The organism is Pantoea sp. Cy-639 (assembly GCF_011752525.1).
In the GTDB taxonomy this organism is placed as follows: Bacteria; Pseudomonadota; Gammaproteobacteria; order Pseudomonadales; family Pseudomonadaceae; genus Aquipseudomonas.
Window position 1 is genome coordinate 262,183 of record NZ_VWXI01000001.1, and the last position, 13,555, is coordinate 275,737.

14 protein-coding genes are annotated in these 13,555 nt (G+C 60.7%); all 14 read right to left on the reverse strand.

What is annotated here, in order from left to right; all coding sequences use genetic code 11:
• Positions 1-216 precede the first annotated feature (216 nt).
• Positions 217-426, reverse strand: a complete 210-nt coding sequence (locus F3J43_RS01110; RefSeq protein ID WP_166882975.1) for a hypothetical protein — start codon at positions 424-426, stop codon at positions 217-219.
• Between the two features lie 4 nt (positions 427-430).
• Complete coding sequence (locus F3J43_RS01115; RefSeq protein WP_353618173.1) at positions 431-916, reverse strand: DUF2514 domain-containing protein; 486 nt, start codon at positions 914-916, stop codon at positions 431-433.
• Between the two features lie 17 nt (positions 917-933).
• Positions 934-1,365 carry a lysozyme gene (locus tag F3J43_RS01120; RefSeq protein ID WP_166882977.1) on the reverse strand — a complete coding sequence of 144 codons (432 nt, stop codon included), beginning with the start codon at positions 1,363-1,365 and terminating at the stop codon, positions 934-936.
• 57 nt (positions 1,366-1,422) lie between these two features.
• The gene (locus F3J43_RS23745) at positions 1,423-2,643 is read right to left on the reverse strand and encodes a phage tail fiber protein (RefSeq protein WP_205297563.1); all 1,221 of its coding nucleotides are present in this window, start codon (positions 2,641-2,643) and stop codon (positions 1,423-1,425) included.
• An 11-nt stretch (positions 2,644-2,654) separates the two neighbouring features.
• Positions 2,655-3,713: a hypothetical protein gene (locus tag F3J43_RS01130; RefSeq protein ID WP_166882978.1), complete on the reverse strand. Its 1,059-nt coding sequence runs from the start codon at positions 3,711-3,713 to the stop codon at positions 2,655-2,657.
• Positions 3,713-7,069, reverse strand: coding sequence for a phage tail protein (locus F3J43_RS01135; RefSeq protein ID WP_166882979.1), 3,357 nt, complete (start codon positions 7,067-7,069; stop codon positions 3,713-3,715). Before F3J43_RS01135 ends, F3J43_RS01130 begins: the two co-directional genes overlap by 1 nt.
• Positions 7,066-7,464: a DUF6950 family protein gene (locus F3J43_RS01140; RefSeq protein WP_166882980.1), complete on the reverse strand. Its 399-nt coding sequence runs from the start codon at positions 7,462-7,464 to the stop codon at positions 7,066-7,068. Before F3J43_RS01140 ends, F3J43_RS01135 begins: the two co-directional genes overlap by 4 nt.
• A gap of 3 nt (positions 7,465-7,467) precedes the next feature.
• A complete protein-coding gene (locus tag F3J43_RS01145; protein WP_166882981.1) occupies positions 7,468-8,067 on the reverse strand; it encodes a hypothetical protein in 600 nt (199 codons plus the stop codon).
• Positions 8,067-8,651: a hypothetical protein gene (locus F3J43_RS01150; protein ID WP_166882982.1), complete on the reverse strand. Its 585-nt coding sequence runs from the start codon at positions 8,649-8,651 to the stop codon at positions 8,067-8,069. Before F3J43_RS01150 ends, F3J43_RS01145 begins: the two co-directional genes overlap by 1 nt.
• A 189-nt stretch (positions 8,652-8,840) precedes the next feature.
• On the reverse strand, positions 8,841-11,900 hold the full coding sequence (locus tag F3J43_RS01155) for a phage tail tape measure protein (RefSeq protein ID WP_166882983.1): 3,060 nt from the start codon (positions 11,898-11,900) through the stop codon (positions 8,841-8,843).
• A gap of 57 nt (positions 11,901-11,957) precedes the next feature.
• Positions 11,958-12,302: a hypothetical protein gene (locus F3J43_RS01160; protein WP_166882984.1), complete on the reverse strand. Its 345-nt coding sequence runs from the start codon at positions 12,300-12,302 to the stop codon at positions 11,958-11,960.
• 52 nt (positions 12,303-12,354) lie between these two features.
• Positions 12,355-12,618, reverse strand: a complete 264-nt coding sequence (locus F3J43_RS01165) for a hypothetical protein (protein WP_166882985.1) — start codon at positions 12,616-12,618, stop codon at positions 12,355-12,357.
• A gap of 32 nt (positions 12,619-12,650) precedes the next feature.
• On the reverse strand, positions 12,651-12,995 hold the full coding sequence (locus tag F3J43_RS01170) for a phage tail assembly chaperone family protein, TAC (protein ID WP_166882986.1): 345 nt from the start codon (positions 12,993-12,995) through the stop codon (positions 12,651-12,653).
• A gap of 2 nt (positions 12,996-12,997) precedes the next feature.
• The gene (locus F3J43_RS01175) at positions 12,998-13,489 is read right to left on the reverse strand and encodes a phage tail tube protein (protein WP_166882987.1); all 492 of its coding nucleotides are present in this window, start codon (positions 13,487-13,489) and stop codon (positions 12,998-13,000) included.
• Positions 13,490-13,555 lie beyond the last annotated feature (66 nt).

The following is a 13,555-nucleotide window of genomic DNA, read 5'->3' on the forward strand; positions in this document are numbered from 1 at the left end:
CAGTGACGGTTAAGCGATTGACCTCCCAACGCTTCAAGCTGGTAGTCCGTCACTGATTGGAACAGGAACTCAGCATGCTGCCGCAGTTGCTCTAGCTCCTCTACGGGCGCGCCGGCTTCCTGCGCGTCCTGGTACCGCTTGAATGCTGCTACAGCGTCTGTGTACATAGGGTGATCAGGCATGAGTGGTGCTGGTCGTTTCATGCGTTTGGCCTGTTCATTGGATCGTCGACGGAGGGCTACCAGAAACCAGAAGCTGGTAGTCAATAACGGCCTGGTAAAGCGAATCGGCCTGGAGCTTCAACCGCCTCACCTCTTCAACTGGTGCACCAGCATCCGCAGCGTCCTGATACGCGCGTATTGCCTCAATGGCCTCGCGTATCAGCGGCTCGCCAGCCTGCGCTAGCCCTTCGATGCTTCGCTTCACGACATTATCCTGCCGGTTTGACCAAGGCATTATAGGACGCCTCGCACGCAAGCCCAGCTATTCTGGCACGGTCATACGCTGACGCCAGCTCTCCCGCTCGAGCATCAGCCCGTGCGAGCAAGTCGGAGAGCACCATGGCGGCGCGGGTGGCTGCCTGGCCTCGGGCGATAGCGGCGGTATCCGTGCCGGGGCAACCGACGGCGGCAGCGAGCTTGCCGGCTTCGTCGCGCAGCCGCTGGCCAACAGCATCAGCCCCAGCAGCAGCGCCTTCAGCGATCGTTCGTTGTTCATTAGCATGCGCCCTCACCTCTTCATGTGCCGCGGCGCGGCGTTGTTCTTCCTGGCGCGCTCCGCGCTCGCCCAACACCTCAGCCAAGCGATCGCGACTGTCACGGGTCGCTGACGCGGCTTCAGCCTCGGCGCGTTCAACTGATCGACCATGCTGGTAGACGAGCCAGTACGACCCGACCACGGCAAACAGCGCGATCACTCGAACGCCCCAGCCACTCACGCAGCCCCCAGGAACAGATCACGCTCAGCAGCGCGCCGCCGCACAAGCCCTGGCAGCACCTTTCCGCCAGCCTTGTTCCAGCGCGGGAATTGCTCAGCGGCCGCGGCATAGTTGCCAGCATTGAGCAGTCGGCGCAGCGTCGACGACTCCAGATTCGCCGCGCCCAGGTTGTAGGTGAAGCTGATCAGGGCGTCCCACTGGTTCTGGTTCAGCGGAGCCGTGACCAGGCGTTGCACCTCCGGCTCGAAGCGCTGCACATCGTTCAGCAGCATGCGCTCGGCTTGCTCCTTGCTGATCGACATGCCAGCCTTCACGCCGCGAGTGGTGCCGTAGCCGATGGTCCAGACGCCGACGGCATCCTGATAGGCCTGCAAGCGCAGGCCCTCGAACGACTTGATGAGGCTCAAGCCGCGTTGCGATGTACGCATGGGTTTTCTCCAGGCAAAAAAATACCGCCAGGCGGCGGTGGTGATCAGTCGGCTAGGTCAGGCCGGCGGCGCATCGGGGTCAGGCAGCGGCGCCGCCGGCGGCATGTGAAGTCGAACGTCGATCCAGCTGTCCAGCGGCACGTCCATAGGCGCCCCTTTTCCGGGATGCAACTCGCCCTCGTCATCGAGCGTCCAGCGCTGTTTGAACAGCCGGACGGTCACGACGCCCTGGGCGTCCTGCTCGCTCTCTGTGACGCCCAGGGCGCGGCCGCCATCCGGGGAACACGGGGCCTGGATGCGCCAACCCTCCACAGCAAGGCCAAGTGCGCCGGTGACGCGGTACACGCCAACGTCGACACGCTCGACAGCGACGCCCGGTGCCTCGTCGTTTGCCGCCCCCCAGTCCCCGGCCTGTTCGAAACTCTGCTCGAGCAGGTCTCGGCGCTCGCTTCGGGCGACATCCGCGATGCGCACGATCGGCGATGCAGCAGACAACGCACCGCCCGAACCGCGCGTGGTGTTGCCGGTGTGATAGATCTCGCGGGTCGTTGCGCTGGTGTAGTCGCCACAGCGGAAGTAGATTTTGCCCGTGACGGAAAGCATGATCTGGCCGCCGTAGCCGCCGCCTGGCCATCCGGCATTGATGATCATCCCGAACGAGCCCGCTTCCGGGGCGCCGGCTGTAGCTTGCGCAGTCCACAGCTGGAAGGAGTTGCCCCAGGTGTTGATCGTCGACGCAGTCGGCGAGTTGCGGTCGCCGACAAGCATCGAGTTGCCCGGCGCCGAGCCTGATGCAGTGAGTGCGGCAGTGCCCAGGCCAAGCGCAGTCCGAGCATCCGGAGCAGTCTTCGCGCCCGTGCCGCCCTGGGCGATGCTCAGCGCGGTCGTGAGACCGGTCATCGACGTGATGTCGCTGTTCGCGCCACGGGTCGCCGCGTTGATGTTCGCTCGCAATGTCGCTGCGTCGGTCGCGCCGCCGAACACCGCCAGCGTGCCGCCGAACTGCTCTACGATCTGCCGCAGCCGGTCGGCCGACTCTTTCACGTAACCCTGCATCGGCGCCAAGGCATACACACCACCAGCGGCCGACGCCCCTTGATACGCGGGCAGAATGCTAAGCACGGTATCGCTGGCGATGTTCGTGATCTCGTACCAGCGACCGTCTGGCCCTTGGAAAGCATCGCCGACACGGCTGTTCGCCGAGAAGTTGGTTGTTGCGCCGGTCACTGTCGTTTGACCAGAGGTCACAGTTACCGTGCCTTGTCTGTACCATGGCATGAGCAGTTCCTTCAAAGTGGTTTCATAGGGCGCGAAGCGAACAAAGTTCGACCATTCGCGGTCAGTGGATTAATTCCAGAGCCGTTGTCGCAGTACATCTGCAGAATTGAGCGATTACCGGGCAGAAATCCGCCAAAATTTGCACGAATCGGCTGCGTTGTTTGACCTACGTTCGTGCACGAGAACAGAGCATTCGCCAGAACGTAATCGTCATAACTTCCCGTCCAGGGCATCTGCTGGCTTGGCGCGTAGTAGCCGCCCGCTCCGGTGATCGGGGCCCCTATGTTAACGAACTGATTAGATGCCGGCTGGCTGTTGAGCAATGACAAGTTTGCAGTTGTGACGAATGTGCGGTTACTTGCTGCGTCTCGGACAGAAATGCCGTAATTCCCTACTCCAGTATTGGGCGCCATATAACTCGCACAGAACCACTTGATCAGCATCGGATAGAGCGCTGGAGTGCCATGAGCGCCCTGGTTGTTCCAAGCCTTCAGCCTGAATCCAGTCCAGTTACCTGGGCCTCCCGTTACGTAGAAATTACCGACCATCATGTAGTCCGCAGCGTTCAGGAAGATCAGGGGGCGCTCGGTCGTGGTTACAGGCGCCGGGAATATCACATCCCCCCATTGAATCTGGTTACCACTCCCTGGCCCCTGGAATCCGATGTTGAAGTTTCCGCTGTGACGAACCGTCAAGACTTTGTTGGTCGAATCTATTTGCGTGCGCACGTTATTATTGAAGGCCCGGACCCCGTAGCTTCCCGGCGCCGCGAACGGTTCTCCTCCTTGCGACAAAATCATCACCTGCCAGGTTCTGGTGTATGGCTGTCGAAGCTGCAACTGCCCAGTCGAGTACCATGCCTGCGGTGATGATGTGTTCTGACCGCCATCATAGAGAGCATCAACAACAACGAACGACTGCGCTTGTATCTCCGGAATCGAGATGTACTGATCGAAGGCATCGTTTCCAACAACCTGCATCATCTTCAGCGAGCGTATTGGCGTAATTGTTGTGTCAAGCGTTACCGCGCCGGTCGCATCCCGCGTTCGAAGTCCATATTGCGCCGCCATTAAGTAAGCCTCCCCACAGCGGTACGCTCGACGCCATTCACGTCGTAGACGTAGAGGCCGCCGTTGTTGAGCAGCGTCGAGCCGTTTGCATCCTGGCCTCGAATCGTCACCGCCCCTGTCACCATGTTGATTTCAACCAGCGGCCGGCCTTGCGAGTCTACTGCCTGCGAACGCAGCGTCATGCCGAGAACGATCTGCTGAATGAATGCGGTGTTGATGAGCGCGGTGTTCATGAAGACCTGCCCGCCCTGCACAACAAACGGAGACGCGAGAGTCCCGTTGATGTTGTTGACCACCGCGAACCGGTCTGCTGATACAAGGAACTGGCTCTGCAGGCCGGCGGGGCCGTTCTCGATGCCGAGGCCGATGCCCGCTGCGACGTACTGCCCCTGCGAGTTCAGCTGCATCTTGACCGCCCACATCGTGCTGGCTTTTCCCTCGAAGTTCGCCTGGGCCTGGCTGACCGTCTGCACAGCTGCGTTCGTCTGCCCCAGCGATACCTCGAGTGTCTCCGATCGCCGCGCCTGGACCTCATCAGCCGTTGCGCGCACGCGGGATTCGTCGGCGATCTTCGCCGAGTTCTGCCAGGCTTTCATCGCGCCGGCCAGATCACCCTCGCCGTTGTCATCCCGGTCACCTTGCGGAAGGACGAATGTCGCTTCCATCAGGCCGATACGCTCGGCCAGCGCCTCGTCACCGTTGGCCCTGGCCACCTCCTCTTGCGCCAGACCGGCCTCGTTGTCGCCTACCCGCCCTTCAAGGCTCGAGAACCTCGTTGCGGTAGCTTCCTCGTTTGTTGCAACAACGCGCTCAAGTTCGCCGAGCTTTGCCGTGTTTCCGCCAACCTCGGCATTCAGCCTGGTGACACGCTCGGCCATCGCGTAGTTCTCGCTCGCACGAGTACGCATTTCCTGGGCAATCGTCGCGTGGGCATCCCACCCGCCCAGAGCATCGGCCAGATCACCTTCGCCGTTGTCGTCGCGGTAGGCAGCCTGCACCGCCTGAATAATCGACGACTGCGCCGTGACCCGGCCGTCGATATCCACGATGTCGCTCGTATTCTTTGCTACAACGCTGGCGAGCGCGTTTGACGTTTCGGCGACGCTGCCAATATCGACCCAGTAGGTCGGGTTCGGCGGCGCGTTGCTGCCATCCGGAGCGGCGGGAACGTCAATGATTGCCATGTAGAGACGCTGCCCCTGCCGGACGCTGTCGTTCTTGAGGTAAGCGCCCTCCGGGTCGTACAGCAGTGGGTCAGTCAGCTCGCTGATCTGGTCCTCCAGATCCTGCTTCGCCTTCTCGATTCTATCGTTGACTGATCCGGGCTCGTTGCCGGAGATCTTGTCGATCTCCTTTTGCAGCTCTTGGCCAAGTTCAGTCTCAGTGATCTTGCCAGCTAGAGCGGCCAGCATCGTGCTCACATCGGTCGATGTTGAGGCTGCAATCTTCAAATAACCGCTCACGCCGTAGGCATTCTTGGAGCGGATGAAGTAGTAGTAGTTGGTGAAGAAGGCCAGGCCGGTGTGCGTCAGGCTAAGCCCCTGCCCAAGATATTCGGCCTGCGATACCGGCGCCTGCGGGTCCATCGTGTAGAAGTACTCGTAGGTGCCTCCATTCAGGCCGTGCTGCACGTTGCTGGGCGCCAGGTTGATGCTCTCGATCGTCGATGTCACCACGCAGGCTTCCGGTACCGGCGGGCCGTCGATGTTCACCGTGATGCTCGCCTCGCCCGAGCGCGCCTGCGGCCCGAGAGCGGCTACGCTCATCGTGTAGTTGCCCGACGGAAGGCCGGCCAGGGGCAACTGCAGCGTGGTCTCTGGCACCTGCTGGGCCTGCACGGCCACACCGGCCTGGCGCACGGTCACTGCGTAGCCCGTCACGATGCCGGTCGGTGCGTCCCAGCTCAGTACGCCTTGGGTTACCTCGGCGGTATCATCCACGGTCCAGGTCAACCCGGTAGGACTGCCCAGGCCGCCAGACGGCAGATTGATGAAGCCGATCGGGTTGTAGGGCTGTCCGACGGCGTCATCGAAGATTGCTGCTTCGTACTGCGACACCGTGACCGTACAGCCGTCATCGGCGGCCAGGTTCCAATCGGTGACGATGAACTCGCCTACGATGTTCAGCGATGGCAGGTTCACACGCACCACCCGCCCAGGGCGGCAGTTATAACCTGAGAAGTTCATCGGAATCTGTAGAGATCCAGCAGCCCGAGCGCGGCGTAGCTTGATGTTGGCCAGGCGCTGCCCTTGGTAGGCGTCGAACACATACCCGAGCGACATCGATTCGGCAGACTCGCCACCGTCCTGATCAACCCATTCTTGCACCCGGACCTCGGGAAAGTCCGTCTCCGCCCAGGACTGCGACGGATCGATGAATGTGCCTGTGACAACGTTGATCGCTGCATCATTGCCGACTTCGGTCGCCCCAGAGACGGTGCCGATCACCATGTCCTCGGTAATCTCGAAGTCCCACGGTCCGTAGTAGGCGCCCGCTTGCAGCATCCATTTCCCGCCGACGCGAATCAGTTGCCCCGCGCACGACTCCTCCAACTTCTGGATGACGTTGGTGCGCTGCTCGTCGGCGCCAATGACGCAGCCAGATCGGTACCTAGGCCCGGTAGTACCGTCAGGATTCCCCACCGACTCATCACAGACGTTGGCAGCACTGGCGAAGGTTTCGAACACGATCTCGTCATCTGGCACCTTGCAGCGCGTGCGCAGGAACCACAGCAGGTGAAGCGCAGTGTTCTCGCTGTAGCCGGTCATTCCGGTACGCGGGTCAAACAGATCGTTCCTCCCACGAACAACAAACCGCACGTTCGGGATGCCAGATGGGAATTTCTCAGGGTTGTGCTTCAGTGACACGCGCACATAGGACAGGCCCCGACCAATCTGTGTGTCTTTCCAGTCAGGGCAGTTTGCGCGCAAGAAGGCGTTTACCTGCGTCGGGTTCACCACCAGCTCGTATGAAGCGAACTCACCGAACGTATTGATCAGTTCCTCGCCAAGGTAGATCGCCTCCAGCTCATCAACGGCGCCCTCACTAAGCACGTAAACAAGGTGAACCCACTCGCCATCGGTCTGAGCACCAGCCTGCTCCTGCGCCCACACCAGAACGCCTCCGGTGCTAACTCTGCCGAGGATGAAGCGCGCCGGCGCTTTGGACGAACGCACGGTCTGCGCGGACGGCTCGCTGCTATAACTACCGCGGCCAGACTTCAGCGCAGCATCCTGCTGGCTGCCGACAAAAAGCCCCACGGCGCCGCCAATAAGCGCGAATCCTACACCGCCAGTAACAAAACCCAGAGCGGCGCCGGCGGCGACTAGCGCAACCTTCCTGACTGCCTTACTCATTCAACCCTCCACACCACCAGCGGGTCACAGGCGATGCGCCCTACCCCATCCTCTGCCACCGACCAGAACTCACCCGCCCAGAACACTGCCACGCCTCGGCCATTCGGCCCGTCGTACATGGCCACGTCCCCGCGCTGGATGAATGCCGGGTTAACCCGCTGGAAGCAGGTATCCCAGGCGGCCTCAAGCGATCCGTGTACCTTTTTCAGTAGGCGCTTGGCGCCCGTTTCGGTCGTGTACCGGCCCCGGTACAACTCGGCCGGGTCGGTTTTACAGACCGCCACCGCGCAGTCAGCCGCGAACAGGCAGCAGTCAAATTCGCCCCATGAAAAAGGCCGCTCAGTGGCGGCCTTGATCGTGTTCGCGAGTTGTGTGGTCCAGTCTCGATTTCGCATGGGCTACTCGTAGCTGAAGGATGGAGCGTCCTTGCTGGCACCCCAGTAGATGGGCCAGTCGGCCATTTGGGCGACGGCGTAGAAGAAGCGGTCGTTCTGGTATCGAGCTCGGTGGTTCTCATCCGTCCAACGCTCGGTTCCAATACGGCTCCACTCGGCCATGCGATCGATGATCGGAACCTTGATGTGGTTGCCGTCGCTACCGTTACCGCTGTAGGCGAACTGGGCAGCATCCATGCGTCCGCTGAACAGGATGTCGGCGGCATACTCGCCGGACTGGCTGAACACCACGAACATCAACTTGGCGTTACGCCCCCGGCAGCCCTTGAGGCTGGTTTCGGTGATGATCGTGGTATCCAGGCCGCTGAGTGTCAGTTCAACGCTCATGGGTGAGCCGGAGCTGCTGCTTTCCTGAGCCTGACCAACCTCGCCGAAGTTGCCGACACCCAGGTAGGTGATCCCATCGATCACCAGATCCCCGGTGCCGGTGTGCGCGAATACCATCCGATCAGGAAAGTCCAGCTGGCAGGCCCACACCGCGGTGAAATTGCCCTGGGCGATGATGTCCACCACCCGCTGGCTGAAGGGAAATGCGCCTGCCATCAGAAGGCCTCCCGAAGTTCAAGTGTGAGATTGGAAATCACCGGCCGCCGGGCCAGAGAATGGCTATCGCTGGTCAGGCGCATTTCGGCGAACGGCGCCCTGTACTCGACCGGCGTGCCGGCGGTGATCGTCTTGCGCACAGGCTTGTTCACTGTCACCTGCACCTGCCCATTGGCGCCCGACACTGCATCGTCAACGACCTCGAACATGACCCCGCCGATGGTGATGTAGTCGCCCATCGAGAAGACCTTGGCGTTGGCGGTCACGCCTCCAATGCGCATCACCGACGACTGCGCATTGGCTGTGACCACCACCGGTGCGCCGATGAAGTCAGCGCGTGTGCGGGTAAAGGCTGGCAGGTTGAATGTGCCGAACATCCCCTGCAGGCGACCGATAAACGCCGTCAGCAGTCGCTCCTGCTCCCGCGAGAGCGCCGAAAAGGTCAGTTGGCACTGCCAGTACGCTCCCGGGTAACCGACGATCTGCTGTGCGTTGGACAGCGTTGAGGTGAACGCACGGTTGTTGTAGACGACCCCCCAGGTCATTTCATTCGGGCACAGGCCATCCGGCCATGCGATTGCCATGTAGGTTCTCCTGGTGATTGATCATCCTTGCGCAGTGCCTACCGCGCCGGCCCATTTGCCCTGAATTCCTCGAGCACCCTCCGGTAGCCCTCCATGGCTCCCTGAGCCGCTGCCTTGCGTATCCGAGCGAGAAGATCTTCGCTGGCCCCCTTCTGCTTTTCGGTCATTGAATCCCCCTAATACGCATGGCTAGCCGTTGCGCAGCATCTTTCGCGCTGGGCCGTTGGTCTTGAAGTCCTTGAGGACCATCTGATATCCGGCGTTTGCTCCTTGGGTTGCAGCTTCCCTGATCCGCGCCAGCGTGGCTTCATCCGCGGAGCCTTGGATTTGGAAGTGCTGCTGGATGGGTGGCATCTGGCTCCACCCCGCCGATCCTCCGTTCTGCTGAATATCGCTCAAGGTGCGGTCCAGCTTGGCGCTGGTGTTCGCCGTGGTTACCCGCTCGCCCTTCTGCAGCAGCCAAGTGCCCTCACGCGGCACGCTGTCGATACCGTCATGCGCCATGCCGACCAGCGACAAGCTGCTGGCCAGAGCCGTGGTGCTTGTGATCGCCGCCGATGCAGGCGCGGCGTTGGCGCCGAACGAGGCGAGGGAGGCCATGGCGGCGGCCGGCGCGTAGGCAGCAGCCATGGCAGTACCGGTCGCCGCCGCCAGCGCCGCCGAGGAAGCTGCCGCAGCGTCACCAATCGCGGCGTTGACCGCCATCTGGAGGCCCACCTTCACCAACATGTGCAGCAGGTCGTTGGCGATGCCTTCGGCGAAGTCGCTGAAGTTGAATTTGCCGGTCTTCACAAAGTTGACCAGCTCATCTTCCAGGCTGCCCAGGGCATTGCTGGTGACGCTGTACATCTGCGAGTTCATGTCCATGGCGCTATCGGCGTAGTCTTGCCAGGCGTCCTTCGCACCGCTGAGCCAGTCGCCTTGCAGCTCATCCTGCTTGCGGTAGTAGTCCTCCTGGATCTGAATCCGGTCGGCCATGGCATCACGCAGCAGGGCCGTTTCCTTGTCATATCGCGCCTTGGCATCAGGATCGCCCAGCAGGTCAGCTTCCTTGTACTGCTTGTAGAGCTCGTTGCGCTGCTTGGCGAAGTCCTGCTCGATCGCCAGGTTTTCCCGCATCCGCGAGCGCAGCTTCTCACCCTGGCCAGCGCCAGCGATCTCCAGTTCGAAGCCCTGGCGAACAATGGTGTTGCTGTCCTTCAGGTTGGCCGCGTAGGTGGCCAGTTTCAGGTCTTCCTGGTTCTGCTTCTGCAGCTTGATCTTGGCGTCGAGCTCGGCTGCCAGGCCTTCCAGCACCTTCTGGCGCTCGGCGCTGACACCCTTGAGCTTGCCGGTCTCCAGCTCGAAGGCCAACTTGGCTACCTCGGTAGCCTTGCCCTGCTTGCCGGTGGTCTCATCGATGAGGGCGATCTGACGGCGGTAGCCTTCCTCGGCGTCGACCCCGCGCTTCTTCAGTGCTTCTGCTGCTGATTTCGCGCGGGACTTGGCGTCTTCCTCGGCCTTCTTCGTCGCCGCAGCAGCCTTTTCGATTGCGTCTAAGTTCTTCTGCTTGGCAACCAGCAGATCACCCTCTCCCTCTTTCAAGCCCTCAACGAAGCCACCACTGATCCTTGCCGAAAGCTTCTCAGCTTCGGTTCGCTTCCCAGCAACAGCGATCTGCTCGTCGATCTTCTTGGCCAAGTCGGTGTAGACCTTGGACCTTTCGGGGACCGTGTTTGCGTTCGTGGCCGCCGCGACAGTGTTAGCGTTGAACTCATCGGTGAGGCGCTTGACCAGACTGGCGGCATAGGACGCCTTCTCGCCGGCCTCAGCAACTGCGCCCGACTGCGCCACCCAAGCCTGTAGGGCTTCCGGCTTGAGCCGGAACCGCCGCGACAGGTCCTCGATGACCAGGGACAATGGCTGCCCAGCAGCATAGGCCTCATCGAACTCTTTCTTGATCCGGGGGAACAATGAACTGCCCAGGTCACGATTCACCCGCTTCATCAGCGTGCTGTAGGCGTCTGCCTGGTCCTGGGTGGCTTGCTTGAAATCAGACGTGTACTCAGCGAGCTGTGCTGCCTTTTGGTCGCGCCCAAGCGCCCTGAACTTTTCGGCTAGCTCGTCAAGCGGCCTACTGACGTCAATGAGCGACTTCCGCGCATCGTCCGTTTTCATTGTGAAGTAGGTCAGGGCTGTACCTGCTGCAATCAATATCCCTGCAGGTCCGCCAAGAAGCGCCATCGATGCAGATGCCGCCCTGGCTGTGACACTCATTGCGGTAATGCCGGCGGCGGCCGTCCTGCTCACCCCAGCCATTGTAGCGAGAGTTGCCTGATAACGAGCAGTGTCGTACTGGACCCGAACAAAGGAGGCGGCCGCGGTTGCAGCTGCAGCTGCGAGGCGGACGGAAAGCACACCAGCCAAGACAACTGCGGCCTTGGCTGTCGCCTCCAACGCAACTTTTGCTTCAGGCGATCCAAGAACCTTGTTGAGCGACTCAACCACGTCCTTTGCCGCAGTCAGGCTGCCCTCTCCAGTCAGCAGGCCAGAGATTGTATTTTGCAGGGCCTCCATTGCGCCGCCGAAAGTATCCCGAGCGGCGGCTGCGGCACCACCATAAGATTCTTCGAGAGACTGAAGAATGATGCCCTGGGCGCCGGCGACGTTACCTGTCGACTCCATCGCCAGAGCCATCTTCTTCTGTTCGTCAGTGAAGCGGAACCCTTGCTTGCTGAGAGCAGTTAGACCTTTGGACGGTACATCTAGGGCTCGACCAATAGTTTCCGCTGCGTCTTTAACCGACATGCCTGTCCGTGCAGCCATGTCAGCAGCGGCTTGTAACGCCCTGTTGAATTGGTTACCGACCACTCCAGAGAATGCGAGAAGAGTGGTTTGGGCTTGGTTGATATCACCACCCGAGAACGTTGTCGCTTTCTCCATGGCGGCGGCCATGTCATTCAGCTGTTCACGATTGAAGCCTGCCGACTCACCAGTTGAACGAAGGACTGCGCTCAACTGAGCCTGTTCCCTCTCCGCATTTCTAGTTTCTGTGACAAATCGTCCAAAAATGCTTGCGACGGACAGTCCAGCAACTACTCCAGCAGCAGCCTCCCCCAAAGCGCTCCAGGCAAACTTTGCCTGATTGGCGGCCTCAACCATCTCTTTTGATGATTTCTTGGCGGCCCGGCCCGCCTGGTCTATCGGCCCAGTGAAACCGCCAATCCGGGCAATCAGGTCAAGCGTGAGCGTGCCAAGCGATCCAGCCATGACGTTCTCCAGGCGAAAAAAAGCCGCCCGGAGGCGGCATGATTTAAATCCACAACTTCACTTCACTGCGTTTCCGCAGACAATACCCGCACCATCTCCAACACTCATCACTACATAGACATCTTTACCCGTATCCCGAGGAAATTTCATTCCTATAAATGGCGAGTATCCTGCATAAGCTCCGTAAGAGTTCTTGGCGTTCACTAGTCCGCAGAACTGCCAGCCTTTATCTTCACGGGTCAAAAATACGCTTTTCACCTTCGCACTATCTGAATCCTTCAGAACATCATCCATCGCGGCCTTAATGCCTGCCAAATCCGCTGCTGTTGCAGGAACTTTTTCAGCGCCCGCAAAGCAAGCTGCGGATACAAAAAACAGTGCTAGAGCAAGATTCCTGCCCACTTTACCCCTCCATTAATGTCAGCAAACTGCTAAGTTTGGCGCATTGTGGCTATCAGCTCCAGCTTTCCAGGGCCTCCTCCAGCGTCTCGACCCGTGGGTCCATGTGCGGAGCGAAGTCCTGCGGGTACAGTTTCGGTGCCGACTCTCTGGTCTTGCTGTTGAAGTAAATGGCCTGGAACTGGGCCAGAGCTACCTCCAGCCTCATCCCCAGGTGAAGCGATCCGCGCTTCTGCCGGAACTTCACCCAAGTCAGAAACTCGGGATAGGTCATGTTTTCTTGCGCCTCGGCGATGGTGCGGCCGCCTATCCCGTTCATCACCAGCTCGCACCACAGTTCGTCGATCGGCTCTAGCGCTTCCTCTTTCCCGCGACGGCGCCGTTCTGCACCTCACCGATGGCGATCAGCAACAGGTTGGTCAGGTCAGGGTCGAGAGCGCCCTTCTCCGGATCGGCCTCGCCGGTGATGTCGTTGACGGTGAACACCGCCTTTCCCTCGGCATCGCAGATGCTCGAGGCGATACGGCAGGCCAGCGGGTCGGCGCCACGGTGAGCAGCGATATCGCCGATGGCCGTCTGGTAGGACAGCGGCCGCACGTAGCAGGTGAACTTCTTGTCGTCCCACTCGATCTCCTTGGCCACCGGGCGAGCGGTGAAGGCCTTGGACTTCTTCAGGTTGGAGATGCTCAGTTCCATCGTTAGGCCACCTTACGAATCCAGGCGGAACCGCCCGAACGCTGGATGGATACCGCGGTGCTCACCACGGCGTTAGCGGCGAAGTCGAACGGGAAGTCGGCGACGTAGCCTTCGAACACGAACCAGGTGCGCGAGGCAGGCAGCTCGAAGTCATCGCCTTCAGTGCTGAGCGTCGGCGATGCGGTGCCGTCCGACCAGCCCACGGCCCATTTGATGGTGGTGTCGCCGTCGGCCTCGGAAAGCTGGTGGAGGCGGACATGGCTCGCGCTGTTAGGGTCGGCATTGATGGTCAGCGATGCCTGACCCGGGGTACGCAGGCCCTTCTTGTAGGTCCGGGAAGTGGAGCTGAGGCAGGTGTCCTCGATCTGCTCCGCCGGCGCTCCACCAGGGTTGAAGGCCGTGGCGCACTCGACCTCCGTTACAGCCAATGGACCGGTGCCAGTGAGAGGCGGCATCAGGGCGTAGACCTGGGTGCCTTGGGTGAGAATCGACATGGTGGTCTCCTGTCGGGCAAAGAAAAGCCCGCACTTGGCGGGCTCAGTTGAACTGTTTAATTATCC

Coding starts and splice junctions, on each gene's coding strand:
- F3J43_RS01165 (WP_166882985.1), bottom strand. CDS start 12,618: ATGAACGGGATAGGCGGCCGCACCATCGCCGAGGCGCAAGAAAACATG.
- F3J43_RS01175 (WP_166882987.1), bottom strand. CDS start 13,489: ATGTCGATTCTCACCCAAGGCACCCAGGTCTACGCCCTGATGCCGCCT.
- F3J43_RS01170 (WP_166882986.1), bottom strand. CDS start 12,995: ATGGAACTGAGCATCTCCAACCTGAAGAAGTCCAAGGCCTTCACCGCT.
- F3J43_RS01140 (WP_166882980.1), bottom strand. CDS start 7,464: ATGCGAAATCGAGACTGGACCACACAACTCGCGAACACGATCAAGGCC.
- F3J43_RS01150 (WP_166882982.1), bottom strand. CDS start 8,651: ATGGCAATCGCATGGCCGGATGGCCTGTGCCCGAATGAAATGACCTGG.
- F3J43_RS01135 (WP_166882979.1), bottom strand. CDS start 7,069: ATGAGTAAGGCAGTCAGGAAGGTTGCGCTAGTCGCCGCCGGCGCCGCT.
- F3J43_RS23745 (WP_205297563.1), bottom strand. CDS start 2,643: ATGCCATGGTACAGACAAGGCACGGTAACTGTGACCTCTGGTCAAACG.
- F3J43_RS01120 (WP_166882977.1), bottom strand. CDS start 1,365: ATGCGTACATCGCAACGCGGCTTGAGCCTCATCAAGTCGTTCGAGGGC.
- F3J43_RS01155 (WP_166882983.1), bottom strand. CDS start 11,900: ATGGCTGGATCGCTTGGCACGCTCACGCTTGACCTGATTGCCCGGATT.
- F3J43_RS01130 (WP_166882978.1), bottom strand. CDS start 3,713: ATGGCGGCGCAATATGGACTTCGAACGCGGGATGCGACCGGCGCGGTA.
- F3J43_RS01145 (WP_166882981.1), bottom strand. CDS start 8,067: ATGGCAGGCGCATTTCCCTTCAGCCAGCGGGTGGTGGACATCATCGCC.